The organism is Verrucosispora sp. TAA-831 (genome assembly GCF_050780145.1).
Lineage (GTDB): Bacteria > Actinomycetota > Actinomycetes > Mycobacteriales > Micromonosporaceae > Micromonospora.
In genome coordinates, this window is record NZ_CP192240.1 from 5054303 (window position 1) to 5079750 (window position 25448).

General features: G+C 72.2%; 24 protein-coding genes. 11 read left to right on the forward strand and 13 right to left on the reverse strand.

What is annotated here, in order from left to right; translation table 11 throughout:
• The first annotated feature begins 10 nt into the window (after nucleotides 1-10).
• The 3 genes from ACQVFL_RS22340 to ACQVFL_RS22350 are packed head-to-tail and all read left to right on the forward strand — an operon-like array spanning nucleotide 11 to nucleotide 3529.
• Nucleotides 11-817, forward strand: coding sequence for a carotenoid biosynthesis protein (locus ACQVFL_RS22340; RefSeq protein ID WP_431729870.1), 807 nt, complete (start codon nucleotides 11-13; stop codon nucleotides 815-817).
• 52 nt (nucleotides 818-869) lie between these two features.
• The gene (locus ACQVFL_RS22345) at nucleotides 870-2009 is read left to right on the forward strand and encodes a glycosyltransferase (RefSeq protein WP_396693085.1); all 1140 of its coding nucleotides are present in this window, start codon (nucleotides 870-872) and stop codon (nucleotides 2007-2009) included.
• Between the two features lie 32 nt (nucleotides 2010-2041).
• Complete coding sequence (locus ACQVFL_RS22350) at nucleotides 2042-3529, forward strand: phytoene desaturase family protein (protein WP_431727527.1); 1488 nt, start codon at nucleotides 2042-2044, stop codon at nucleotides 3527-3529.
• Between the two features lie 210 nt (nucleotides 3530-3739).
• On the opposite strand, the gene ACQVFL_RS22355 is transcribed toward ACQVFL_RS22350, so the two are convergent.
• Nucleotides 3740-4429 (reverse strand): CDP-alcohol phosphatidyltransferase family protein, encoded by a 690-nt coding sequence (locus tag ACQVFL_RS22355; RefSeq protein WP_117228446.1) that lies wholly within the window; start codon nucleotides 4427-4429, stop codon nucleotides 3740-3742.
• A 43-nt stretch (nucleotides 4430-4472) separates the two neighbouring features.
• The gene (metF, locus tag ACQVFL_RS22360) at nucleotides 4473-5390 is read right to left on the reverse strand and encodes a methylenetetrahydrofolate reductase [NAD(P)H] (protein ID WP_396693089.1); all 918 of its coding nucleotides are present in this window, start codon (nucleotides 5388-5390) and stop codon (nucleotides 4473-4475) included.
• A gap of 158 nt (nucleotides 5391-5548) precedes the next feature.
• Between metF and ACQVFL_RS22365 the strand changes: the two genes are divergently transcribed.
• The gene (locus ACQVFL_RS22365; RefSeq protein ID WP_396693091.1) at nucleotides 5549-6631 is read left to right on the forward strand and encodes a polyprenyl synthetase family protein; all 1083 of its coding nucleotides are present in this window, start codon (nucleotides 5549-5551) and stop codon (nucleotides 6629-6631) included.
• Between the two features lie 105 nt (nucleotides 6632-6736).
• Here the strand turns inward: ACQVFL_RS22365 and ACQVFL_RS22370 are convergent, their stop codons facing one another.
• A complete protein-coding gene (locus ACQVFL_RS22370) occupies nucleotides 6737-7111 on the reverse strand; it encodes an Rv2175c family DNA-binding protein (protein ID WP_396693093.1) in 375 nt (124 codons plus the stop codon).
• Between the two features lie 189 nt (nucleotides 7112-7300).
• Here ACQVFL_RS22370 and pknB point away from each other — a divergent pair, with 189 nt between their 5' ends.
• Entirely contained in the window at nucleotides 7301-9298 is a 1998-nt protein-coding gene (gene pknB, locus ACQVFL_RS22375; protein ID WP_431727528.1) for a Stk1 family PASTA domain-containing Ser/Thr kinase, read from the forward strand.
• Nucleotides 9298-10173 carry a deoxyribonuclease IV gene (locus tag ACQVFL_RS22380; protein WP_396693097.1) on the forward strand — a complete coding sequence of 292 codons (876 nt, stop codon included), beginning with the start codon at nucleotides 9298-9300 and terminating at the stop codon, nucleotides 10171-10173. The genes pknB and ACQVFL_RS22380 overlap by 1 nt, the downstream gene beginning before the upstream one ends.
• Nucleotides 10174-10232: 59 nt before the next feature.
• On the opposite strand, the gene ACQVFL_RS22385 is transcribed toward ACQVFL_RS22380, so the two are convergent.
• From ACQVFL_RS22385 to ACQVFL_RS22400, 4 genes are all read right to left on the reverse strand, one after another.
• Nucleotides 10233-11207 carry a threonine aldolase family protein gene (locus tag ACQVFL_RS22385; RefSeq protein ID WP_396693519.1) on the reverse strand — a complete coding sequence of 325 codons (975 nt, stop codon included), beginning with the start codon at nucleotides 11205-11207 and terminating at the stop codon, nucleotides 10233-10235.
• A 161-nt stretch (nucleotides 11208-11368) separates the two neighbouring features.
• Entirely contained in the window at nucleotides 11369-12775 is a 1407-nt protein-coding gene (locus ACQVFL_RS22390) for a class II 3-deoxy-7-phosphoheptulonate synthase (RefSeq protein ID WP_396693099.1), read from the reverse strand.
• 86 nt (nucleotides 12776-12861) lie between these two features.
• Nucleotides 12862-13368, reverse strand: a complete 507-nt coding sequence (locus tag ACQVFL_RS22395) for a hypothetical protein (RefSeq protein WP_396693101.1) — start codon at nucleotides 13366-13368, stop codon at nucleotides 12862-12864.
• A gap of 248 nt (nucleotides 13369-13616) precedes the next feature.
• Nucleotides 13617-15236 carry a glycosyl hydrolase family 18 protein gene (locus tag ACQVFL_RS22400; protein WP_396693103.1) on the reverse strand — a complete coding sequence of 540 codons (1620 nt, stop codon included), beginning with the start codon at nucleotides 15234-15236 and terminating at the stop codon, nucleotides 13617-13619.
• 884 nt (nucleotides 15237-16120) lie between these two features.
• Between ACQVFL_RS22400 and ACQVFL_RS22405 the strand changes: the two genes are divergently transcribed.
• The 5 genes from ACQVFL_RS22405 (at nucleotide 16121) to ACQVFL_RS22425 (ending at nucleotide 21144) form a co-directional block, all read left to right on the forward strand.
• Nucleotides 16121-17488 (forward strand): quaternary amine ABC transporter ATP-binding protein, encoded by a 1368-nt coding sequence (locus ACQVFL_RS22405; protein ID WP_431727529.1) that lies wholly within the window; start codon nucleotides 16121-16123, stop codon nucleotides 17486-17488.
• Nucleotides 17485-18372: an ABC transporter permease gene (locus ACQVFL_RS22410; RefSeq protein WP_431727530.1), complete on the forward strand. Its 888-nt coding sequence runs from the start codon at nucleotides 17485-17487 to the stop codon at nucleotides 18370-18372. The genes ACQVFL_RS22405 and ACQVFL_RS22410 overlap by 4 nt, the downstream gene beginning before the upstream one ends.
• A gap of 98 nt (nucleotides 18373-18470) precedes the next feature.
• The gene (locus ACQVFL_RS22415; protein WP_396693109.1) at nucleotides 18471-19382 is read left to right on the forward strand and encodes a glycine betaine ABC transporter substrate-binding protein; all 912 of its coding nucleotides are present in this window, start codon (nucleotides 18471-18473) and stop codon (nucleotides 19380-19382) included.
• 179 nt (nucleotides 19383-19561) lie between these two features.
• On the forward strand, nucleotides 19562-20053 hold the full coding sequence (locus tag ACQVFL_RS22420; RefSeq protein WP_396693111.1) for a glutathione peroxidase: 492 nt from the start codon (nucleotides 19562-19564) through the stop codon (nucleotides 20051-20053).
• A gap of 419 nt (nucleotides 20054-20472) precedes the next feature.
• A complete protein-coding gene (locus ACQVFL_RS22425) occupies nucleotides 20473-21144 on the forward strand; it encodes an NADPH-dependent F420 reductase (RefSeq protein WP_396693113.1) in 672 nt (223 codons plus the stop codon).
• A gap of 49 nt (nucleotides 21145-21193) precedes the next feature.
• Here the strand turns inward: ACQVFL_RS22425 and ACQVFL_RS22430 are convergent, their stop codons facing one another.
• The 6 genes from ACQVFL_RS22430 to ACQVFL_RS22455 all read right to left on the reverse strand — a co-directional run bounded on the left by ACQVFL_RS22430 (nucleotide 21194) and on the right by ACQVFL_RS22455 (nucleotide 25400).
• Nucleotides 21194-21766 (reverse strand): GNAT family N-acetyltransferase, encoded by a 573-nt coding sequence (locus ACQVFL_RS22430; protein WP_396693114.1) that lies wholly within the window; start codon nucleotides 21764-21766, stop codon nucleotides 21194-21196.
• Nucleotides 21767-21808: 42 nt separating this feature from the next.
• Entirely contained in the window at nucleotides 21809-22159 is a 351-nt protein-coding gene (locus ACQVFL_RS22435; protein ID WP_396693116.1) for a DUF2203 domain-containing protein, read from the reverse strand.
• 89 nt (nucleotides 22160-22248) lie between these two features.
• Nucleotides 22249-23067, reverse strand: a complete 819-nt coding sequence (gene proC / locus ACQVFL_RS22440; protein WP_396693118.1) for a pyrroline-5-carboxylate reductase — start codon at nucleotides 23065-23067, stop codon at nucleotides 22249-22251.
• A 69-nt stretch (nucleotides 23068-23136) separates the two neighbouring features.
• On the reverse strand, nucleotides 23137-24165 hold the full coding sequence (locus ACQVFL_RS22445; RefSeq protein ID WP_117228420.1) for a 6-phosphofructokinase: 1029 nt from the start codon (nucleotides 24163-24165) through the stop codon (nucleotides 23137-23139).
• A 158-nt stretch (nucleotides 24166-24323) separates the two neighbouring features.
• Entirely contained in the window at nucleotides 24324-24869 is a 546-nt protein-coding gene (locus tag ACQVFL_RS22450; protein ID WP_431727531.1) for a pyridoxamine 5'-phosphate oxidase family protein, read from the reverse strand.
• Between the two features lie 33 nt (nucleotides 24870-24902).
• Nucleotides 24903-25400, reverse strand: coding sequence for a polyadenylate-specific 3'-exoribonuclease AS (locus ACQVFL_RS22455; RefSeq protein WP_396693123.1), 498 nt, complete (start codon nucleotides 25398-25400; stop codon nucleotides 24903-24905).
• Nucleotides 25401-25448 lie beyond the last annotated feature (48 nt).

Genomic DNA, 25448 nt, shown 5'->3' on the forward strand with positions numbered 1-25448 from the left:
CGCCTGGGCGATGCTCGCCCTGCTGGTGCTGGCCCAGATCGGCTATCCGCTGACCGACGGGACGACCCGGGCCCGGCTGACCGTGGCCACCGTCGTGCTGGGCTACCTGCTCTCGGTCGGCCACGCGCTGCTGTCCCGTGGACCGCGTACGGCCGCGGCGCTGATCGCCACCGCGACCGGGGGCGGCTTCGCCATCGAGGCGCTCGGCGTCGCCACCGGCTTCCCGTTCGGCAGCTACGACTACTCGGGACAACTCGGCCCGAAGCTGGCCGGCGTACCGCTGATCATCCCGTTGGCCTGGACCTGGATGGCCTGGCCGGCGTGGCTGGTGGCGACCCGGCTCACCGCCCGGATCGCGGTGGCGGCGGGCCGCTGGCGGTGGCCGACCCGGATCGCGCTGGCCACCGTCGGCCTGGCCACCTGGGATCTCTTCCTCGACCCGCAGATGGTGGCCGAGGGGCACTGGGTGTGGCGGGACCCGACCCCGGCGCTGCCCGGCCTGCCCGGCATCCCGGTCAGCAACTACCTCGGCTGGCTGCTGTTCGCGGTGCTCATGATGACCGCACTGCGCCCGCTCGCCGGACCGGCCGTGAACACCACCGACGCCACCGACCATCCGCTGTACGCGCTCTACCTGTGGACGTACGGCTCCAGCGTGCTGGCCCACGCGGTCTTCCTGGACCTGCCCGCGTCGGCGCTGTGGGGTGCGGTAGGCATGGCGGTCGTCGCGGTGCCGCTGGCGGTCAGCCTGCTGCGGCAGCGCCGATCGGGGCACACCGGCAGCGAACCCCGGCTCCGCGCCGACGTCCCGGCATGAGCGAGCGGACCATCCGGCTCGGGACGACCGGCACCTCGCCGCGCGTACCGGCATGAGCGCGACCTCCGGCCTGTCGCTCGCCGTGTTCGGCGTGCTCGTCGGGCTGACCGGGCACACCCTGGTCAACGCCGGCCGCTGGCTGCGCCGTCCCGTGTCGGGGCCGGTCGAGGTCACCGAGGCGGTGACGGTGCTGCTGCCGCTGCGCGACGAGGCCGCCCGGGTGACCCCGTGCCTGCGGTCCCTGCTCGCCCAGCGTGGCGTACCCGGGTTGCGGGTCGTGGTGCTCGACGACGGGTCCACCGACGGCACCGCCGACGTGGTCCGGTCGGTGGTCGGCGACGATCCCCGGGTCACCCTGGTCACCGGGATCGCGCCGCCGCCGGGCTGGCTGGGCAAACCGCACGCCTGCTGGCAACTGGCCGCCCGCGCCGAACCGTCGACCACCGCGCTGGTCTTCGTGGACGCCGACGTGGTGCTCGACCGGTACGCGGTGGCGGCGGCGGTGACCGAACTGCGGGCCGCCGGGGCGGCGCTGCTGTCGCCGTACCCGCGGATCGTGGCGCGCACGGCGGCGGACCGGCTGGTGCAGCCGCTGTTGCAGTGGTTGTGGTTGACCTTCCTGCCGTTACGCGCGATGGAGCGTTCGCCCCGGCCGTCGCTGGCCGCCGCGGGTGGCCAGTTCCTGGTCGTGGACCGGGCCGGTTACCTGCGGGCCGGTGGGCACGCGGCGGTGGCCGACCGGGTGCTGGAAGACATCGAGCTGGCCCGGGCGGTGAAGCGGTCCGGCGGCCGGATCGCCCTCGCCGACGGTTCCCGGCTGGCCGCCTGCCGGATGTACGACGACTGGCCGCAACTGCGCGACGGCTACACCAAGTCGCTGTGGGCCACGTTCGGGCATCCGCTCGCCGCCGCCGTGGTCATGTGCCTGCTGCTCCTGCTCTACACCGCGCCGCCGCTGGTCGCCGTCGGCGCGCTGCTGGCCGGCGCGCCCGTGGTGGCCGCGCTCGCGCTGTCGGCGTACCTGCTGGGGGTGGTCGGGCGGGTGGTCAGCGCCCGCGCCACCGGCGGGCGGGCCTGGCCCGACGCGCTGGGCCACCCCGTGTCGGTCGCGGTCCTCGGTTGGTTGACCGTACGGTCGTACCATCTGCGCAAGCGGCGGCGCCTGTCCTGGCGCGGCCGACCGGTCGGCTAGGCCCTGGTAGGCCCACTCTGGGAGGACATCGCATGGCGCGGATCGTGGTCGTCGGCGCCGGAGTGGGTGGACTGGCGGTCGCCGCCCGGTTGGCCGTCACCGGGCACCAGGTGACCGTCCTCGAACGGGCCGACACGGTCGGCGGCAAACTCGGGCGGTACACGCACGACACCGCCTCCGGGTCGTTCCACTTCGACACCGGTCCCAGCCTGCTCACCCTGCCCGGGATCTTCCACGAGCTGTTCGAGGCGACCGGGGCCAAGCTCGACGAGTACGTCGACCTGGTCGAACTGGACCCGATCGTGCGGCACGTCTTCCCCGGCGGTGGGCCGGTGCTGGACTCCTGCGCCGACCCGGCGGAGTTCGCCGCCCGCATCGGCGCCACCCTCGGCGACCGGGCGGCGGCCGACTGGCAGCGGCTGTGGCGGCGCGCCGGCCGGGTGTGGCGGGCCTCCGAGCACGACATCCTGCGCCGCCGCGTCGACTCGCCCCGGGACCTGACCCGGCTGGCCTGGCGGCTCGGCGACCTGGCCGCCATCCGCCCCGGGCAGAGCCTGCGTGGGCTGGGACGCGCCCACCTGTCCGACCCTCGGCTGCGGATGCTGCTGGACCGGTACGCCACGTACACCGGCGCCGACCCCCGTCGCGCGCCCGCCGCGCTGGTCGCGGTCCCCTACGCGGAACTGGCCTTCGGCGGCTGGTACCTGCGCGGCGGGCTGGGCAGCCTCGCCGACGCGCTGCTGTCGCGCTGCCTGGACCTCGGCGTGGTGGTCCGGACCGGCGCCGCGGTCACCCGGATCGACGCGGCGGGCGGGCGGGTGCACGGCGTACGCGTCGACGGGCAGGCCGCCCCGGTGCCGGCCGACGTGGTGGTGGCCAACGTCGACGCGCTCACCGTCTACCGGGACCTGCTGCCCGACCGGCGTCGGCTGGCCGGGCTCACCGACCGCAGCCTGGCCGGTTTCGTGCTGCTGCTCGGCGTACGCGGCGACTCCGGGCTGGCCCACCACACCGTCTTCTTCCCGCACGACTACGACGCCGAGTTCGACGCGATCTTCGGTGCCCCGGGTCGGGGTGTACGCGCCCGTCCGGCCACCGACCCGACGGTCTTCGTCACGGTGGCCGACGACCCGGCGGTCCGCCCCACCGGACACGAGTCGTGGTTCGTACTGGTCAACGCCGCCCGCCACGGCACCGCGCCCGGGGCGATGGACTGGCGGCGGCCGGGGCTGGCGGCGGCGTACGCCGACCGGATCCTGGACGTGCTGGCCGAGCGGGGCATGGACGTACGGGACCGGTTGGTGTTCCGCGAGATCCGTACCCCGGCCGACCTGGCCGACTCCACCGGCGCGCCGGGTGGCGCCATCTACGGCACGGCCGGTGGTCTGCTCCGCCCCGCCAACCGGGGGGCGGCGCACGGCCTGTGGCTGGTCGGCGGCTCCAGTCACCCGGGCGGTGGCCTACCGATGGTGACCCTGTCCGCGCAGATCGTCGCCGACGAGATCGGCCCCGCCTGGTAACGGTGCACGGGCGGGCACAGCGCGGCGGGCGCGGCGCACGGCGACGCGGGCGGGTGCGGCGCGGCGGGTGCGGCGCGGCGGGTGCGGCGCGGCGGGTGCGGCGCGGCGGGTGCGGCGCGGCGGGTGCGGCGCGGCGGGGATGTTAGGAAGGGCACCTTCCTAACGCCTGCGGTAGAGCAGGGGACCCTTCCTTACCGCCGGGTCGGCGGGTCAGTCGGCGTCGATCAGGGCCCGGCGGACGGCCGAGAGGAGTTGGCCCAGGCCGAAGGCGGCCAGCAGCACCCAGACCGCCGTCGCCATGGTGATCGTGCCGGCCGCCAGATCCAACTCGATCAGCCCGGTCAGGCCGGCCAGCAGAAGCCCGGCGACGGCCACGCAGACCCGGGTGGGTCGCTCCCCCACGGTCACCGCGCCGATCTCCCGCATCCCGGCGGCGACCGCCCGGGCCCGGACGTACTCGTGCAGCCAGGACAGCGCGCCGGCCGCGGCGACCAGGCCGCCCGGCGCGCCGACCAGCCAGAACGCCACCAGCCAGGCGGCCTCGCCGAGCCGGTCGGCCAGCGAGTCGTAGACGTAGCCGAGCCGGGTGGTACGGCCGGTGACCACCGCCACCGCGCCGTCGACGCTGTCGGCCACCGAGGCGAGCAGCACGAACAACGCGGCCAGGAACGGCCCGTCGCCCGGCCGTCCGGCGAACAGCGGTACGCAGAGGCAGAGCAGCACACCGAAGACGGTGACCGCGGTCGGGCCGACCCGGAGCCGACCGAGCAGGAATCCGACGTGGTAGGCGAAACGGAGCCAGCCGCGTACCACGGGGGTGGCCGCCCGGGGATCGAACCCGCCGTGCAGCCGGGCCCACGCCGTGGCGTACTCGTTCCAGTTCAGCTGTCTGCCCACCACGGTTCAACCGACCCGACGGCGCTGAGGTGTCGCGCCCGCCGCGTCACGTCGCGGCGCCCACCCGCAGGTTCTGCCAGATCTCACGGGTCGCGGTGGAGCGGTTGAAGGTGATGAAGTGGATCCCGGGCACGCCCTCGTCGAGCAGTCGCCGGCACATCTCGCTGGTCTGCTCGATGCCGAGTCGACGGACCGCCTCCGGGTCGTCGGCGACCCGCTCGAACCGCGCCGCCAGGGCCGGCGGGAAGGGTGCCCCGGAGAGCTGCTCGGAGCGTTCGATCGTGCCGATCCGGGTCACCGGCATCACCCCGGCCAGGATCGGCGTGTCGCACCCGGCGGCGGCCACCCGGTCACGCAGGCGCAGGTACTCGTCGGCGTCGAAGAACATCTGGGTCACCGCGAAGTCGGCACCGGCCCGGCACTTGCGGACGAAGTGCTCGGTGTCGGTGTCGATGTCCGGCGAGCGGGGGTGACGGTACGGGAAGGCGGCGACGCCGACGCTGAAGTCGCCGGAGCGACGCACCAGGCGGACCAGGTCCTCGGCGTAGTGCACGCCGTCCGGGTGCGGCACCCACTCGCCGTTGGGGTCGCCGGGCGGGTCGCCCCGCACCGCCAGCACGTTGCGCACCCCGACGCTGGCCAGCCGGCCGATCACGTGCCGCAACTCGGCCACCGAGTGGTTGACCGCGGTCAGGTGGGCCATCGGCAGCAGGGTGGTCTCGGTGGCCACCCGCTCGGTGACCGCGACCGTGGTGTCCCGGGTCGTGCCGCCGGCACCGTAGGTGATCGAGACGAACGAGGGGCGCAACGGCTCCAACTCGCGGATGGCCTGCCAGAGCTGCCGCTCACCCTGCTCGGTCTTGGGCGGCATGAACTCGAAGGAGAAGGTCGGCTGACAGTCACGGACCAACTCCCCGATCGCCGGTTGCGAGTTCGGGAGGATCGAGGGAAGTCCGAGCGCCACGCCCCGACTCTAGCGGCCGGTCCCCCGTACCCCCAGCACCTTCCCAGGGGTGGGGACGTGCCCGGAGCCCGCCCAAGCGGCCGTTGCGCAGGTGAGCCACGGCGCGCCGGACGGCGGGTGGCTCGCCGTGTCCGGCCCCGACCCATTAGCGTCGGGACGTGACCCACGCTGCTCCCGTCTCCCCCGTCGACCGTGCCGGCCTGCGCCAACGCGTCGACAAGGCACTGGCCGACTTCCTCGCCGCCCGCCGGACCTGGATGACCGGTGTCGACGACGCGCTGCTGCCGGTGGCCGAGGCGATCGAGGCGTTCGTGCTCGGCGGCGGCAAGCGGCTGCGCCCCGCCTTCGCCTACTGGGGATACCGGGGCGCCGGCGGAGTGGACACCGATCCGGTGGTGACGGCCCTAGCCGCGCTGGAGTTCGTCCAGGCCAGCGCCCTGATCCACGACGACCTGATGGACCGGTCGGACACCCGACGGGGTGAGCCAGCGGTACACCGCCGGTTCGCCGCCCGACACCGGTCGGCCGGCTGGGGCGGCGACCCCGACGGGTTCGGCGACGCGGCGGCGATCCTGCTGGGTGACCTCTGCCTGGTCTGGTCCGACGAGTTGCTGCACTCCGCCGGGCTCGACCCGCGGACGGTGGCCCGCGCCCGGCCGGACTTCGACGAGATGCGCACCGAGGTCACCGTCGGGCAGTACCTGGACGTGGTGACCCAGGCCACCGGCGACACCTCGCTGGAACGGGCCGGCAAGGTCGCCCGGTACAAGTCGGCGAAGTACACGGTGGAGCGGCCACTGCTGCTCGGCGCCGCGCTGGCCGACGCGCCCGCCGACGTCCGCATCGCCTACTCGGCGTACGGGCTGCCGCTCGGTGAGGCGTTCCAGTTGCGCGACGACGTGCTGGGGGTCTTCGGCGACCCCGCGCAGACCGGCAAGCCGGCCGGTGACGACCTGCGCGAGGGCAAGCGGACGTACCTGGTCGCCGCGGCGATGGAGGCCAGCGACGAGGCCGGGCGCGCGCTGCTGCTGGCCGGGCTCGGCGACGCCGACCTGGACACCGAGGGCGTGGCCCGGTTGCGTGAGCTGATCAGCTCGACCGGGGCGCTGGCCCGCACCGAGCAGCGCATCGTCACGCTCACCGACGTGGCGCTCGCCGCACTGACCGCCGTGGACCTGGACACCGAGGCCCGCCAGGCCCTGGTGGACCTGGCCATCGCCGCCACCCGCCGGGCCGACTGAGCGGCGCGGCCACGCGACCGCGCCGCCGACGGGTTCGCCGCGGGCGGCCCGGTCGCGCACGATTCCGTCGCGGGCACGTCCGTCTGCCGGTCGGTCAGCGGCAGGTCAGAAGCCGAGGGCCTGTGCCCGGCGCTTGATCTCGCGGGCCTGGTCGCCGCCCAGGGCGGTGGCGGGGGTGCCGCCGGGCAGGGACGGGTCGGGCTCGTAGAGCCAGCGCAGCGCGGCCTCGTCGTCGTAGCCGGCGTCGGCCAGCAGGGTGAGCACGCCGGGCAGGTGCTTGAGCACGGTGCGGTTGGCCACCAGGTCGGCGGGGATCCGCCGGACGCCGTCGCGGCGTACCGCGATCAGCTCGCGATCCCGGATGAGCTGGTGGACCTTGCTGATCGTCAGGTCGAGCCGTTCGGCGACGTCCGGCAGGGTCAGCCAGTCGGCGGGGCCGGCCTCGGACGCGGTGCCCTCGGCGGGTACGGAGTCGGTCACCGGACCACCCTGCCATGCCCCCCTCCCCCCGGGTCAACGACCTCCCATCACTGCGCTGAGCAGGGATGGCGGCACCCGGAGTACCCAGGGTGGCCCCACGGAGGCGGCCACGGCGGTAGCATCCTGTTCTACCTACCACCCGAACACATAATTCTGCCTTCCACCCCCGGACACATAGACTCCCTGCCGATGGACACACAGGTCGCCGACACGTTGCTGGGCTCGCTGATCGACGGGCGCTACCGCATCCGCGGTCGCGTGGCTCGTGGCGGCATGGCGACCGTGTACACCGCCACCGACGAGCGGCTCGAACGCACCGTCGCGCTGAAGACCATTCACGCCACCGCCGGTGCGCCGGGACGCCCCGGGCTGGCCGGCTTCGTCGACCGTTTCACCGACGAGGCCAAGACCATCGCCCGGCTCACCCACCCCAACGTGGTGGCGGTCTACGACCAGGGCACCCACGAGGGCATGCCCTACCTGGTGATGGAGTACGTGCGCGGTCGCACGCTGCGCGAGGTGCTGGCCGAGCGACGCCGACTCAACCCGGACGAGGCGCTGGCGATCACCGAGCAGATGCTGGCGGCGATCGCCGCCGCCCACCGGACCGGGCTGGTGCACCGCGACATCAAGCCGGAGAACGTGCTGGTCGCCGAGGCGCCCAGCGGCGGCCCGGCCAACCTCGTCGACGGGGTCGTCAAGGTCACCGACTTCGGGCTGGCCCGCGCGGTCGAGGCCAGCACCGACCACGACAACGGCAACCAACTGATGGCCACCGTGGCGTACGTCGCCCCGGAGCTGGTCACCGACGGCCGCGCGGACGCCCGCACCGACGTCTACTCGGCGGGCATCGTGCTGTTCGAGATGCTCACCGGCCGGGTGCCATACGAGGGCGACCGGCCGATCGACATCGCCTGGCAGCACGTCGACCGGGACGTCCCGGCACCCTCGACGCTGGTCCCCGGCCTGCCCAGAGTGCTCGACGACCTGGTGGCCCGGGCCACCCGGCGTGACCCGGCAGGGCGTCCCGCCGACGCCGGGGCCCTGCTGGCCGAGGTGCAGGTGGCCCGGGACGGCCTCGGCACCGCGAACAGCCACACCGCCATGCTGCCGTCGCTCGCCGACGGGCCGGTGGTCTCCCAGCCGACGATGGTCGTATCGACGGTCCGCCCGCCCGAGCGACCGCCCTGGGCCCGGTTGCCCGAGGGCAGCGCGGGTCCGCCGCCCCGGGGCCGACGCCGGGCCGCGCCGAGCGGCGCCGACGGGCTGCCCGCCCACCTGGCCGCGCTGCGTGCCCGCCTGTTCGGCGGGGACTCCGGCGGGCGTCTGGCCATCGCCGCCGTCGTGGTGGTGCTCGGGCTGGTCGCCGCGCTCGGCGGCTGGTGGTTCGGGGTCGGCCGGTACACCACCGCGCCGGAACTGGTCAGCATGAGCAAGGTCGAGGCGGAGTCCCAGGCGTCCCAGGGCGGCTTCACGGTGCGCTACGCCGAGCCCCGGTACGACGACGAGGTCCCGCGTGACGGTGTGCTGACCCAGGAGCCGGCCTCCGCCGCCCGGATCCTCAGGGGCGGCACCATCACCCTGACCCTGTCGTTGGGGCCGGACCGGTTCCCGATGCCGGACGTGGTCGGCAAGGACTTCGACCTGGCCGAGGCGGACCTGGCCAACGCCCAGCTCAAGGTCGTCAAGGGTCCGGAGCGGTACGACGACGGCCTGCCCGAGGGCATGGTGGTGGCCACCAAGCCGGAGGCGGGCGAGGAGGTCAAGTCGGGGCAGGAGATCACCGTCTTCCTCAGCAAGGGACGGGCCCCGATCACCGTGCCGAACCTGGTCGGCAAGAGCCTCAACGAGGCACGCGGGATCATCGGTCAGCTCGGCCTGGTGCTGGTCGAGCCGACCTACAAGGAGTCCGACAAGCCCCGCGACGAGGTGCTCGGGCAGAGCCCGGCCGACGGCAGCGGAGTGGAGAAGGGCGCCCAGGTCCGGCTGGAGGTCAGCGAGGGGCCGCCGCAGGTGACCGTGCCCCGCGTCGTCGACCTGCCCTGCCAGCAGGCCAAGCAGGTGCTGGAGAGCGCGGGCTTCCAGGTGTCCGTGCAGTTCAACCCGAACGCCGTCGCCCGGTTCCAGAACCCGAGCGAGAACGCCCAGGTGCCGCCCGGCAGCCAGATCACCATCGGGTGCTTCTGATGACGGCCGCGCACCCCGACCACCGGCCGCTCGGCTCGCACACGCCCACCTCCGGCGGGCTGGCGAAGGCGGCACTGCCGTACGTCGACGCGGCCGGCTCCGAGGTGGCTCAGGTCTACGTCGGCAACTCCCGGGGCTGGGCGACACCGGCCGGCGACCCGGTGCAGGACGCGCTGTTCCGCGACGGCTGCGCCGAACGCGGCGTGGCCGCGTACATCCACGCGTCGCTGCTGGTCAACCTGGGGTCACCGACGGAGGCCACGGTCGAGCGCTCGGTGCACAGCCTCGCCCATGCGCTGCGCCGGGGTGCCGCGATCGGCGCGCGTGCGGTGGTGTTCCACGCCGGCAGCGCGGTCGACGCCGGGCACGCCGACGCGGCCATGCGGCAGGTACGCGAGTCGCTGCTGCCGCTGCTGGACTCGGCCGCCGCCAACGGCGGGCCGATGCTGCTGGTGGAGCCGAGTGCCGGTGGGGGCCGCTCCCTGGCCAGCCGGGTGGAGCATCTCGGGCCCTACCTCGACGCGGTGGATCGTCACCCCTGGCTCGGCGTCTGCTTCGACACCTGCCACGCCTGGGCCGCCGGGCACGACCTGGCCGCCGAGGGCGGGATGACCGAGACGCTGGACACCCTGGTCGCCACCGTCGGTGCGGACCGGCTGCGGCTGGTGCACGCGAACGACTCGAAGGACCTGTGCGGTTCCACCCGCGACCGGCACGAGACGATCGGCAAGGGCACGATCGGCGAGCCGGCCTTCGCCGAGCTGATGCGGCACCCGGCCACCGCAGGCGTACCGATCCTGGTGGAGACGCCCACCGAGGGATACGAGGGCCACGCCGCCGACATCGCCACGCTGCGCCGCCTCGTCCCCGCCTGACCGGCTCCCCCAGGTCGCCGCGACCCGCCGCCGTGCGCGAACGCGCGGCGGCGGACCGATCAGCGGCGCAGGATGCCGGTGAGCACGGTGGCGGCCCGGTCCACCTCGTCGTCGGCCACGTCGAAGTGGGTCACCAGCCGTGCGGTACGCGGGCCGAGGACCGAGACCAGGACGCCCTCGTCACGAGCGGCGGCGGCCAGCGTCGGCGCGTCCAGGGACGCCTTGGTCAGGTCCAACGGCACCAGGTTGGTCCGCACGACATTCGCCAGCACCCCGAACGGGGCGATCGCCTCGGCCAGCCGGGCCGCCTTCGCGTGGTCCTCGGCGAGCCGGTCGACGTGGTGGGCCAGGGCGTACCGTCCGGCGGCGGCCAGGATGCCGGCCTGCCGCATTCCGCCCCCCATCCGCTTGCGGATCAGGCGGGCCCGGTCGATCCGCTCGACGCTGCCGACCACCAGCGAACCGACCGGTGCGCCGAGCCCCTTGGAGAGACAGACCGACAGCGTGTCGAACAGCGCACCGTACCCGGCCAACGGCACCCCGTCGGCGACGTGCGCGTGCCAGATCCGGGCACCGTCGCAGTGCAGCGCCGCCTGCGCGGAGTCGGCCACCTCACGCAACGCGCGGAGCGTGTCCAGCGGGATCACCCCGCCGCCACCCCGGTTGTGGGTCTGCTCCACGGCGATCGCCCGGGTCGGCACCGCCCAGTAGCCGTCCGGCCGGACCATGCCGGCGACCACGTCGGGGTCGATCTCCGCGCCCACCGCCGGCCAGGTCCGCGAGGTGATTCCGCCGTACGCGGCAGCCGCGCCCATCTCGTACGTGATGACGTGCGCGTCGGCGTCGCAGAGCAACTCCGCGCCGGGCGGCACCACCAGTTGCAGGGCGATCTGGTTGGCCATCGACCCGCTCGGGCAGAACAGCGCCGCCTCGTGCCCGAACAGCGCGGCGACCTCGGCCTCCAGCGCGTTGACCGTCGGGTCCTCACCGTAGACGTCGTCGCCGACCTCGGCGGTGGCCATCGCCTCCCGCATCCCGGCGGTCGGCCGGGTCACCGTGTCCGACCGCAAGTCGATGAACCTAGCCACAACTGTCCCTTCGGCCGCCGACTGCGGGGCTCGCAAGCTCACTCCTCGCGTCAGCCACTGTCATTTCTGGGCTACCGACTGCGGGGCTCGCAAGCTCACTCCTCGCGTCAGCCACGGAGCATCTCCGCTACGAGGAACGCCAACTCCAACGACTGCTGGGTGTTCAGGCGCGGGTCGCAGGCGGTCTCGTACCGGCCGGGCAGGTCCAGGTCGGCGATGTTCTGCGCGCCGCCCAGGCACTCGGTGACGTCCTCGCCGGTCAGCTCGACGTGCAGGCCGCCCGGGTGGGTGTCCAGCCCCCGGTGCACCTCGAAGTAGCCCAGCACCTCGTCGACGATCCGGTCGAAGTGCCGGGTCTTGTAGCCGTTGGACGACTCGTGGGTGTTGCCGTGCATCGGGTCGCACTGCCACACCACCTTGGCCCCGGCGGCGGTCACCTTCGCCACGATCGGCGGCAGCGCGTCCCGGACCTTGTGGTTGCCCATCCGGCTGATCAACGTCAGCCGGCCGGGGACGTTGTCCGGGTTGAGCTTCTCGCACAGCTCGATGGCCTCGTCCGGCGTGGTGGTCGGGCCGAGCTTGACGCCGATCGGGTTGGCGATGCGGGAGATGTAGTCGATGTGCGCCCCGTCGATCTGCCGGGTCCGCTCACCGATCCACAGGAAGTGCCCGGACAGACCGTACGGCCGGCCGTCGGAGACCCGGCTCAGCGCCCGGTCGTACTCCAGCGCGAGGGCCTCGTGGGAGCAGTAGAGGGTGACCGTACGCAACGCCTCCTCGTCGGTCATCCCACAGGCCCGGATGAAGGCGAGCGCCCGGTCGATCTCGCGGGCGATCGCCTCGTACCGCTCACCGGCCGGGGAGTTGCGCACGAAGCCCTTGTTCCAGTCGTGCACGGCGTGCAGGTCGGCCAGCCCGCCGGAGAGGTAGGCGCGGAGCATGTTCATCGCGGCGGCCGAGTTCGCGTAGGCCCGGATCATGCGTTGCGGGTCGGCGACGCGCGCCTCCGGCGTGGCCTCCAGCGAGTTGATCATGTCGCCGCGGTAGGCCGGCAGCCCACGGGCGTCGGTCGGCAGCGACCGCGGCTTGGTGTACTGCCCGGCCACCCGGGCCACCTTGACCACCGGCAGCGATGCGCCGTAGGTGAGCACGATCGCCATCTGTAGCAGCGTGCGGGCGTTGGCCAGCAGGTGGCTCTCGGTGTTGTCGGCGAAGGTCTCCGCGCAGTCACCGCCCTGGAGCAGGAACGCCTTGCCCTCGCAGACCAGCGCGAGGCGCCGACGGAGCTGATCGACCTCGTACGGCGCGACCACCGACGGAACCCGGTCGAGCACCTTGCAGACCTCGGCGACCTGGGCCGGGTCCGGCCAGGGTGGGGTCTGGGCCCGGGGCAGCTCCCGCCAGCGGTCCAGGCCGAGGGCGTCGTCCTCGGCGGAGTTCACGGTCGGACGGCTGGTCTGCAACACCGGGCTGCCCACCGACGGATGGCTCAACTGATGCCACTCATGGCGCATGAATCCCAGCGTACGGCGACCGGCCGGGTGGGTGACCGGCGAGGGGCCGGGTTCCGGCAGATGGACGGGTCAGGCGGCGAGGCAGGTCACGGAGTCGGTGCCGGGGCGCTGCCGTCCGGCGCCACCGGGGCGGGGCTGTTCCCGCCCGGCCGTTCGGCGGAGATGCACCAGTCGAGTCCGTCCCTGGTGACCGTGAACAGCAGCGCGCGGGTGGCCTCGCGGCGACCGGCGGTCACCGTGACCGAGACGCTGACCTCCTGCCCGGCCGCCCCGGGCCGGATGTCGACGATCTCGGAGCGCGGCACCTCGAAGTGGTCGGCGAAGTCCCCGTTCGGGCCGGTGGCGGCGGCGTCGAACGCCTCGTGCAGCGCGGCGCAGAGCTGGCTGCGCCCGGCCGCCACGTCCTTGGCCGCCATCGCGTCGAGGTACGCCTGCACCCGCTCGCGGGCCTTGGTCATGGCCTCCTCGGCGGGCGCCCGGCCGGGCTGCTGCGCCTCGTCCCCGCCGCCGAGCAGGCCGCACCCGACCAGCGCGGACGGCATCGTCGCGAGCAGCACGGCGCTGACGACCGACCGCCGGAACCTCGTCGGCATCGTTGTCGTCACCTCCCGTCCGCTCGATCGGCGAGTCTGTCACACCCGCCACTGATGTAAGGAAGGGGCCCTTCCTATCGCTTTTCGTATAGGAAGGGCCCCTTCCTTACACCGCACCCGCACCCGCACCCGCCCGCCGTACCCGCGTGCGCACGCCCCACCGACTGATGCGCGGTGGGTGGGCAGGCGGACGGGGAGGGGCCGGTGCGGCCCCTCCCCGTCGTGTGGGTGATGCGTCGGCCTTCGGCTCAGCCGAGACCGCCCTTGATGGCGCCGATCAGCTCGCCGTTGCTGGTGTCTCCGGAGAGCTCCCAGAAGAAGGCGCCACCGAGGCCCTGGTTCTTCGCGTACGTCATCTTGCCGCCGATGGTGGCCGGGGTGTCGTAGCTCCACCAGTTGCTGCCGCACTTGGCGTACGCGGTGCCGCCGACGGTGCCGGTGGCCGGGCAGGTGTTCTTGAGCACCTTGTAGTCCTCGATGCCCTGCTCGTAGGTGCCGGGGGCCGGTCCGGTGGCGGTGCCGCCGGGCGTCGTCTGGGTGACCCCGGTCCAGCCCCGGCCGTAGAAGCCGATGCCGAGCAGCAGCTTGTTGGCGGGGATGCCCTTGCTCTTGAGCTTCTGGATGGCCGCGTCCGACCAGAAGCCCTGCTGCGGGATACCGGTGTACGAGTTGAGCGGCGAGTGCGGCGCCGTCGGCCCCTGCGCGTTGAAGGCGCCGAAGTAGTCGTACGTCATCGGCATGATCCAGTTGAGGTGGGTCGCGGCACCGGCGTAGTCGGTCGCGTCGATCTTGCCGCCGTTGCTGCCGTCCGCGGTGATCGCGGCGGTCACCAACGCCGAGGAACCGAACCGGGTACGCAGCGCGCTGATCACGTTCTTGAACGCGTTCGGGCCGCTGGCGTCACAGGTCAGGCCACAGGCGTTCGGGTACTCCCAGTCGATGTCGATGCCGTCGAAGACGTCCGCCCAGCGCGGGTCCTCGACCATGTTGTAGCAGCTCTCCGCGAAGGCGGTCGGGTTCTGCGCGGCCTGGGTGAAGCCGCCAGACCAGGTCCAGCCGCCGACCGAGAAGATCACCTTGATGTGCGGATACATCTTCTTGAGCTTGCGCAGTTGGTTGAAGTTGCCCCGCAGCGGCTGGTCCCAGGTGTCGGCGACGCCGTCCACGCTCTCCGCCGCGGTGTACGCCTTCTCGTAGTCGGCGTAGCTGTCACCGATGGTGCACCGGCCGCCGGTGGTGTTGGCGAAGGCGTACAGGATGTGGGTCAGCTTGGCCGCCGAGCCGCTGGTGTGGATGTTCTTGACGTGGTAGTTGCGGCCGTAGACGCCCCACTGGGTGAAGTAGCCGACGACCTTCTGGCCGCTCGGCGGCGGCGTGGTCGGGGGCGGGGTGGTGGGCGGCGGGGTCGTGGGCGGAGCGGTGGTCGGCGGGGTGGTGGTGGGCGGCGTCGTGGTGGGCGGCGGGGTGCCACCGCCGCAGGCCACGCCGTTGACCGTGCAGTTCAACGGCGCACGGTACGCACCGGTGCCGTTGTAGCCCCAGCTGAAGGAGGCGCCCGGGGCCAGCCCACCGGCCCAGCTCTTCTTGACGGCCACGTAGCGGTTGCCGTTGCGGGTGACGTCGGCGTCCCAGGAGCTGCTGATGCTGGTGCCCGAGGGCAGCTCGAACTCGATACGCCAGGTGCTGACGGTGGCCGTCGAGCCGTTGGTGACGGTGACCCGCGTCTCGTGACCGGTCCCCCAGTCCGACACCCGGCTGAACGAGGTGGTCACGCTTCCGGCGCCGAACGCCGAGGCCATCGGGACCGTGGCGACGGTCACCGCGACCACGGCGCCGACCCAGAGGGCCCGGCGGAGCGATCTCTTCATGTGGCGTCTCCAAACAGTTAGGAAACTTTCCAAAAGGATGAGGAGACGCTACTCACACGACACCACTTCGTCAAGATGTCCATGTATCGATCACCGGCCCGACCGGAACCCCTCCGACCTCGGAGCACACCACCCCCGAGCAGCGGAACCAGCGTCCACCGCCGGGCGACACCACCTGCACGCGCCCGTCGGGCCACCCACCCGTACCGGCGAAATCGGGCACACCACCCAACACGCCCGGATCGGGGCCGGATCACCACCGACAGCCCGCCAGGTTGCCGGTCAAATCACACCCGCCGCCGAACATCCATCGACACCGGCCGCTCGCTACACATACCGCCGATGCCGGAATTCGGAGCCCGTCGAAACCGTGTAGACCCCATGGAGATTCCGTCTCGGTTTCACGAAGATTCCATGTCGAATCCGTGAATATCGGAATCGATCGAATTCATCACAAGCAATGGCGTGCCGATCCCCGCAGCCGAAGAATGCGGCGCCACCGGCCGCCGGGAGGCGCGTGGGGCATACGGACGAGCAGAAGCCATCGGAACATCCACGGCTACACGACGTGATCGCCACGACTCTCGATCGACCGATTTGCCCTGAAATTGCCGCCGTCGGAGGTCCCGGCTGATTACCGATCCTCCATCCCAGAACCGCGCTTGTGCCTCCCATGCTGCCCGCAATGACCGCAGCGCATTCGCGCTGCTCCACTTCCGGCACAGATTGTTCCGACGTTTTCGCCTGCGGAAACCTGTCGGGTAGGGTCGGACCCCGCTCACCTGGGACCGCCCTGCCTTCGGTCGGCCCCACGGCACGAGAACATCGATAGCTGCGCCTGCGTACGTAGCCCGAGAATTGGCCTCGTACCACATGCCCTTGGAATGGAGACCGTGTCCGCACTCAGAGTGAACTCCCTGTACAAGATCTACGGGAACCGCGCCGACAAGGCGATGGAGATCCTCAGGAACAGCGCAGGCCGGGACGAGGAGCTGGCGGGGCTGCCGGTCACGGCTGCGGTCGTCGACGCGAACTTCGAGGTCGCACGCGGTGAGATCTTCGTGGTCATGGGCCTGTCCGGCTCGGGGAAGTCCACCCTGATCCGGATGCTGAACGGCCTGCTGCCCGCCACGCACGGCACGGTGGAGGTCGACGGGGTCGACATCACCACGCTCAAGCCCGCCGCGCTGCGCAAGCTGCGCCGCGAGAAGATCAGCATGGTCTTCCAGCACTTCGCGCTCCAGCCGCACCGGACGGTGTTGGACAACGCCGGCTACGCGTTGGAGGTCGCGGGCATGCCCCGCGCCGAGCGCCGGGAGAAGGCAATGCAGGCGCTCCGGATGGTCGGCCTGGACAAATGGGCGGACAAGCTGCCGCAGGAACTGTCCGGCGGCATGCGCCAGCGGGTCGGCCTGGCCCGCGCGCTTGCCGCCGGCACCGACATCATGCTGATGGACGAGGCCTTCTCCGCGCTCGATCCGCTCATCCGCCGCGAGGTGCAGGACCAACTCCTCGAACTACAGGCCGAGCTCGGCAAGACGATCGTGTTCATCACGCACGACCTCAACGAGGCGATGCGCCTCGGCGACCGCATCGCGGTCATGCGCGCCGGCCGGATCGTCCAGATCGGCACCGCCGAGGAGATCCTCACCGACCCGTCCAACGACTACGTCGCCCAGTTCGTCGCCGATGTCGACCGGACCAGGATCCTCACCGCGGCGGCGGTCATGGAGCGACCACTCGGCGTCGTGGACGTGAACTCCGGCCCACGGGTGGCCGCCCGCGTGCTGCGCGAGACCCAGACGTCAGCCGTCTACATCACCGGCCGCGACAAGCGGTACCTGGGCACCGTGACCGCCGACGACGCCGCCCGGGCGGTCCGGGAGGGACTGAAGAACCTCCAGGAGATCGTCTCGACCGAGTACGCCCGAACGGTCGAGGACACGACGCCGGTGGCCGACATCTTCGCGCCCTGCGCCGAGAGTCCGGCACCGGTCGCCGTGGTCGACCCGGCCGGGCGGCTCGCCGGCGTGATTCCACGGGTCACGCTGCTGAGCGCCCTGGGCAGCATCAGCGCCGAGGTCGGCGAGCACACCGCCACTGCGGAGGCCGCCGACACGACGCCGACCGCCGACGCAGGTCAGCCAGGCGAAGCGGCCGACACGACGCCGACCGCAAGCGACAGCGCACCGCAGGTGCCGGTCCAGGTGGCCGCCGAGCCGTCGGTCCGCCTCACGGGAGGGTCCGCATGAACCGCGCCGAGGGTCTCGACGACCTGCTGCCGTACATCCGGATCGGCGACGCGTTCAAGACCGCCGTCGACTGGTCGAGAGAGCACCTGTCCGCCGTCTTCGACGGCATCGCCGCCACCGTCGACGCGCTGGTCGAGCCACTGGTGGACCTGCTGACCGCACCTCCGGCGATCGTCATGGTGCTGATCTTCGCCGGGCTCGGCTGGTGGCTGCGAAGCTGGAAGTTCGCCCTCGGCACCGCGCTCGGACTCGGCATGGTGGCCGGGATGCCGATCTGGAACCAGACCATGAGCACCCTGGCGCTGGTCCTGGTGGCCAGCGGACTCGCCCTGCTGCTCGCCGTACCCACGGGCATCTTCATCGCGGAGAACCGCCGCGCCTCGGCGGTCGTCCGACCGGTGCTCGACCTGATGCAGACGATGCCCGCCTTCGTCTACCTGATCCCGGCCATCTTCTACTTCGGTGTCGGCGCCGTGCCCGGGGTGCTGGCCACCGTGGTGTTCAGCATGCCGCCCGGGGTACGCCTGACCGAGCTGGGCCTGCGCCAGGTCGACCGCGAGGTCATCGAGGCCGGTGAGGCGTTCGGCGCCTCGCCGTGGAAGATCCTGCTGCGCACCAAACTGCCACTGGCCCTGCCCACCATCATGACCGGCGTCAACCAGGTCATCATGCTGGCGCTGTCGATGGTCGTCATCGCCGGGATGGTCGGTGCCGGCGGTCTCGGCGAGGTGATCATGACGGCACTCGCCCGGGTCCAGGTCGGCGCCGGCTTCGAGGGCGGCATCGCCGTGGTGATCCTGGCAGTGGTGCTCGACCGCCTCACCGACTCGATCGGCGCGCGCACCGCGTCCGCGAAGGCGCAACGCGCCATGCAACGAGTCTGACCCCCGTCCTGACCCACGCAGGGAAGTCCCGTTGCCGGTGCCCTGCCTCGCTACCGCGAGTTCCGCCGGTGCAGAGCAACGAGGGAAGGAAACTCCACATGTGGAGCAGCAAACTGGTACGCCGAGTCGCGCTGGCGGCCACCGCCGCCCTGGCGCTGACCGGTGCCGCCGCCTGCGGTGACTCGGACGGTTCCGCGGGCGGCTCCGGCGGTGACAACAAGAAGATCACCATCGGCTACATGTCCTGGGACGAAGCCATCGCCGCCTCGTACCTCTGGAAGAACCTGCTGGAGGAGAAGGGCTACGAGGTCGAGCTGAAGAACGTCGAGGCGGGGATCGTCTACCAGGGCCTGTCGACCGGCGACATCGACCTCTTCCTCGACAGTTGGCTGCCGCAGACGCACGCCGACTACATGAAGGAGTACGGCGACAACCTGGAGAAGCTCGGCGTCTGGTACGACGACGCCCGCCTGAGCATCGCCGTGCCCCAGTACGTCAGCGACGTCAACTCGCTCGAGGACCTGGCCGACAAGGCCGGCACCTTCAACGGCGAGATCATCGGCATCGAGCCCGGCGCCGGCCTGACCGCCGCCACCCAGGACAAGGTCATCCCGGAGTACGGTCTGACCGGCAAGCTGAGCCTGAAGACCTCGTCGACCCCGGCCATGCTGGCCGCGCTGGACGGCGCGATCAAGGAGCAGAAGCCGATCGTGGTGACCCTGTGGCACCCGCACTGGGCCTACGCGAACTACGAGCTGAAGGACCTGGCGGACCCGAAGGGCACGCTCGGCGGCACCGAGGAGATCAACACCCTGGCCCGCCAGGGCTTCGGCGCGGACTTCCCCGAGGTCACCGAGATGCTGAAGAAGTTCAAGATGGACACCCAGCAGCTCGGCTCGCTGGAGGACCTGATGTTCAACGTGCACCAGAACGACGAGGAGAAGGCCGTCGAGGAGTGGCTGAAGGCCAACCCGGACTACGCCGGCACGCTCGAACCCGCCGCCTCCTGAGGACTCGGCACTCAACGATCCGCCGTCGGTGGTGGGGCCCACGTGGTCCCGCCACCGGCGGCGGCTCCGTCTTCCGCGAGCCGCGCCGCACCCGCCGTCGACCGACCATCGGTTACCGAGCGGTAGATCACCGCGCGGCGCTCCGGGCAGCCGGACCAGCCGGCGGTAGCCTCGCGGTCATGACCGTCTTCGACATCCCGATCGGCGCGCTCACCGGCGGCCCGGCCGACCTCCCCCAGTACCGTGGCCAGTCGCTGCTGGTGGTCAACGTGGCGTCCCGCTGCGGCCTCACCCCGCAGTACGCCGGCCTCCAGCAACTTCAGGACGAGTACGCCGACCGGGGGCTGGTGGTGCTCGGCGTGCCGTGCAACCAGTTCGCCGGCCAGGAACCGGGCAGCGCCACCGAGATCAGCGAGTTCTGCCAGGTCAACTACGGGGTCACCTTCCCGCTCACGGAGAAGGTCGACGTCAACGGCCCGGACCGGCACCCGCTCTACGCCGCCCTGGTGCAGACCGCCGACGCCGACGGCCACACCGGCGACGTCCGCTGGAACTTCGAGAAGTTCCTGGTCGCCCCGGACGGCACCGTCGCCGCCCGGTTCGCCCCCACCGTCACCCCCGACGACGCCACCCTGCGCACCACCATCGAAAAGACCCTCCCCACTCCCTGACCTCGCCGCCCCACCCCCGACGGTGTGCGTCACCGGAGTTGACCAAGGAGTTTGCACCCTCAGACCTGCCCCTTCCGTGACCAAACTTCTTGATCAACGCGGGGGTCGGCGTCTGATGAGCCGCGGAGGGTGTACGGACACTGGGCACACCGGGCGGCAGCGGCGCAGGCTGGCGGGTACGCACGCTCGACTGAGCCCCGCCGCGACTCGCACCGTCGTCCAGCGACGCGCACAGTCACACACCCAGCCCCGGCGATCATGGAGTTGTGGCGGGTTTTATGACCCATAAGTCCCGTTGGGGCGCACCACAAGTCCATGATCGGCGGGGTGGACCGGATCCGGCGAGAACCCCGGGTCGGTGGCCGGAGGCGGGGGTAGGTTCGGACGTGACGGGTCGGCGTGTGGCGGGAGGATCTGGCGTGTCGGTCGTGGGGTTGATCGGGAGCGGACACATCGGCAGCACCGTGGCACGCCTGGCGGTGGCCGCCGGGTACGAGGTGGTGGTGAGCAACTCGCGCGGGCCGGAGACGCTCGCCGACCTGGTCGACGAGTTGGGCTCGGGCGCCAGCGCGGGCACCGCCGACGCCGCCGCCGAGGCGGGCGACCTGGTGGTGGTCACCATCCCGTTCAAGGCGTACCGGGCGGTGCCGGTCGCGCCGCTGGCCGGCAAGGTCGTCGTCGACACCAACAACTACTACCCGCAGCGCGACGGTCGGTTCCCCGAACTGGACGAGGGCACTGCCACCAGCAGCGAGCTGCTGCAACGTCACCTGCCCGAGGCGCGCGTGGTGAAGGCGTTCAACAACATCCACTTCAGGCACCTGTCCTCCCTGGCCCGGCCGAGCGGCGCGGCCGACCGCAGCGCGCTGCCGATCGCCGGTGACGACGCCGAGGCCAAGGCCGTGGTCACCGCGTTCCTCGACCGCATCGGCTACGACGCGGTGGACGCCGGCAGCCTTGCCGAGAGCTGGCGGTTCCAGCCGGACACCCCGGCCTACGGCACGGTCTATTCCGCCGATCCGGCCAACTGGCAGCAGGAGGCCCCCGGCGACGCCGACAAGGTACGCGCGGCCCTGGCCGAGGCCGGCTGACCCGTCAGCCCTCCCCGACACGGCACGGGTGCCGGTCCCGACTCCAGGTTCATCCGTCGCCAGCCGCCGCGCCCGCGCGGCGGGCCCGCCACTCCGGCGCCAGCACCGACCAGACCTCCAGGTCGACCCGCCCGTCCGGGCGGGACAACACCTCCCGGAGTACGCCGTCACGCCGCATCCCGAGCCGACGGGCCACCGCGATGCTGCGGACGTTGCCGGCGTTGGTGCGCCATTCGACCCGGTGCAGGCCGCGCTCGACGAGCGCCCAGTCGATGATCCGCTCTACCGCGCGGGTCACCAGGCCACGCCCCTCGGCCGTCGGTTCCAGCCAGCAGCCTGCCTCACAGACCCCGGTCGCCGCGTCGAACGACACCAGCAGCACCCCACCGACCAGCCGGTCGCCGAGCCAGATCCCCCAGATCCCGCCGCCGTCCCGGGCCCACCGGTCGGCGTACCGCTGCAACACGTGCCGCGCCCCGTCCAGGTCGGTCGCCACGAAGGACGGCCCCACCCAGGGCGAGATGTGTTCCCGGGCCCGGTCCAGGTTGGCCAGGAACTCCTCGGCCTGCCACGGATTCAGCGGGCGCAGTTGCGCGTCCTCGGTCAGGGCCAGTGCGAACATCAGCGGTCTCCCGTCGTCGGTCGCCTCGGCCGCACCGGCGCCTCAGAGCGGGCGGCGGCCGGCGAAGCCGCAGTCGGCGCGGTGGTACCAGCGCACGTCGCTGTCGCCTTCCAGCCAGCACCAGAGCACCTGGCGGCCGTCGCGCTCGCCGGGGAAGTCGAGCAGGATCGGTGCCAGGCTCTTGACCTCGATGCCGGGTTGACGCAGCTCGTCGAGGATGGCGTGCAGCCGGGCCTCCAGGGCCTTCACCTCGGGTCGGCCGCCGAGCGCGCTCAGCCCGTGGGTGGCCAGGTCGATCTGCAACTCGGCCAGGTCGGCCCGGACCCGGATCAGCTCGTCGATGCGGGGGTGCAGGGTGGCCACCAGGTGTCGGGCCTGGGCGAGTGTGAACACCGCGACAGTATGCGGCACGCCCGGCACCGGCCGGAGCCCGCCGGGACCCGCGCCGCCGGGTCGGCGTCAGCGCGTACCGGCGTCGCCGCTCACTCGGCCTGGGCGGCCAGCTCGCGGGCCCGGTCGCGGGCCGCCTCCAGGGCGGCCAGCAACGCCGCGCGTACGCCGTGGTTCTCCAGCTCGCGTACGGCGGAGATGGTGGTTCCGGCGGGCGAGGTGACCGCCTCGCGCAGCTTCACCGGGTGTTCGCCGGAGTCGCGCAGCATCACCGCCGAGCCGATCGCGGTCTGCACGATCAGGTCGTGCGCCACCTGCCGGGGCAGGCCGAGCAGGATGCCGGCGTCGGTCATCGCCTCGACCAGCAGATAGAAGTACGCCGGGCCGGAGCCGGAGAGCGCGGTGACCGCGTCCTGCTGGGTCTCGGGAACCCGGATCGTCGCGCCGAGCGGCTTGAACATCTCCTCGGCCAGCGCCAGGTGCGTGCCGGTGGCGTGTGCCCCGGCGGAGATGGCGGTCATCGCCTGGTCGACCAGGGCCGGGGTGTTGGTCATCACCCGGACCACCGGGGTGCCCTCGGACAGCCGGCGGCTGAAGAAGCTGCTGGGCAGGCCCGCGCAGAGCGAGATGACCAGCTTGTCGGCGGGCACCTTGGGCCCGATCTCGTCCAGCAGGGCGGCGGCGTCCTGTGGCTTGACCGAGACGGCGAGCACGTCGGCCTCGTCGACGGCGGTCAGGTTGTCCACCACCCGGACGCCGTAGCGGGCGGCGATCTCCTCGGCGCGGGCCGGCCGTCGGGCGGTGGCCAGCAGCCGGTCCACCGGCCAGCCGGACCGCAGCAGGCCGGAGAGCATCAGCTCGCCGATCTTGCCCGCGCCGATCACCGCGACGGTGTGCACCCCGGCTGACACCTGACGTACCCCCTTCGGGTGCCGAGGCCGAGGCGGGCCGGGTGGCCCGCCTCGGCCTCGGGACGACGATCAGCTACCGAAGAAGACCTCGGCCTCGGCGTACCGCTCCAGCGGCACGGTCTTCAGCTCGCGGGTGGCGTCGGCGAGCGGGACGCGGACGATGTCCGTGCTCTGCATCGCGACCATCTTGCCCCAGTCGCCTTCGTGCACGGCGTCGATCGCCTGCAGGCCGAGCCGGGTGGCGAGCACCCGGTCGAACGCGGTCGGCGTGCCACCGCGCTGGATGTGCCCGAGCACGACGGTGCGCGCCTCCTTGCCGGTCTTGGCCTCCAACTGCTCGGCCAGCCACTGGCCGATGCCGCCGAGCCGGACGTGACCGAACGAGTCCAGCTCCTGGTTCTGCAGGACCATCTGGCCCTCCAGCGGCTGGGCGCCCTCGGCGACCACGACGATCGGGGCGTACTGGTGCTGGAAGCGCTTCTCGACGTAGCCGGCGACCTGCTCGACGTCGAACTGCCGCTCGGGCAGCAGGATCACGTTGGCGCCACCGGCCAGGCCGGCGTGCAGGGCGATCCAGCCGGCGTGCCGGCCCATCACCTCGACGACCAGGGTGCGGTGGTGGCTCTCGGCGGTGGTGTGCAGCCGGTCGATCGCCTCCATCGCGATGTTCACCGCGGTGTCGAAGCCGAAGGTGTAGTCGGTGGCGCCGAGGTCGTTGTCGATGGTCTTCGGCACGCCGATGACCTTGACATCCAGCTCGTGCAGCTTGGTGGCGACACCGAGGGTGTCCTCGCCGCCGATGGCGATCAGCGCGTCGACGCCCTGCGCGGCCAGGTTCTCCTTGATCCGCTCGACGCCGTTCTCGATCTTGAAGGGGTTGGTCCGCGAGGAGCCGAGGATGGTGCCGCCGCGCGGCAGGATCCCCCGGACCTCCGCGATGCCGAGCGGACGGGACAGACCCTCCAGCGGGCCCTTCCAGCCGTCCCGGAACCCTACGAACTCATGGCCGTAGCTGGCGACGCCCTTACGGACCACCGCCCGGATGACCGCGTTGAGACCCGGGCAGTCGCCGCCGCCGGTGAGCACGCCGATACGCATGATCCGCTCATCCTCCTGGGAGCAATTCGGTCAAGCCCGATCAAGCCCCAGGATACGTGTCAGGTCAGACCTCGGCACCGTTGCCGGCCCGGGGCGGGCCGTCCCTCCGAACTGTAGTCGCCGCACCGGCCCACCTCACACCGCGCCCCGGTTACCAGTCAGTAGCCGTCGTCCTCGCCCGACGTCGGACCGCCACCCGGCGCGGTGCCACCCTGCCCCAGCAGGCCCACCGTGCGGCCGTCCCGGGCGTCCCAGCACCGGGCCGCGGTGACGTGCACCGCGACCAACGTCAATCCGCTGGTCGCCGGCCCGTCGGGGAACCACGCGGCCAACCCGGGGTGCCACAGCCGTTGCGCCCGCGCCGGGTCGTAGTCGTCCCGGGCGGTACCGGACATCGCCCCCCAGACCTGACCGTCCGGGTCGTGCACGCCCACCTCGACCTCCGCGTTGACCCGCAACTGGCGCACGGTCGACGACCCGGCGTAGGCGAAGAACCACAACTCACCGTCGAAGTCCGCGCGTTGCAGGGTCATCGGACGGCCGACCAACCGGCCGTCGAGGGAGGTCGTGGTGAGGGTGCAGACACCGGCCGCCCTGATCAACTCGGTGATCCGGCGCCGGGCGTCCCGGACGGTCAACACCTCGTCACGCTCCCTCGCCTCGGCACCGTTGGCCACACCGATGCCCGGGACGGAACGGACCAAACCACCGATCGCCGCACCGGGCGGACACCAGCGTCACGACCCGGTGATCGCCCGCCACCGGGCCAGGTTGTGCCGGGCGTCGACCAGGGCGTCGTGCCGGGCCGCGTCGGCGTTGGGCAGCCGGGGCCGCCCCCGCTCCTCCCAGAGCTGGCGCAGTTCCTTGGTGTAGCGCGGGATCTCCCGGGGCAACGCCGGCATGGCACCCCAGAGCTGCGCCAACGCGACGTGGTCGTACGCGGCGTACCAGGCCCACAGCTCCAACTCCTCGCCGGGCCGGTCACGGATCGGCTCGACCAGGAAGTCGTACAGCTCGTCGCGGATGCGTTCCCGCGACCGCCACGCCCGGTCGGCCGGGGACGGCAGCTTGTCCAGCACGTTGCGGCGTACCCAGGGCACGGCGCGGGCGGCGTCGAACTCGGTGGAGACCGCGTAGAACTCGCGGTCGTACTCGTCGACGACGCCGATCGAGACCAGCTCGACGGTCCGGCCGTCCTCGATGAATTCGCAGTCGTAGAAGTAGCGGTAGGCCATCCCCGCCATCCTCGCCGACGCCCGCCGGGCCCGATCGGCCGGGTCACC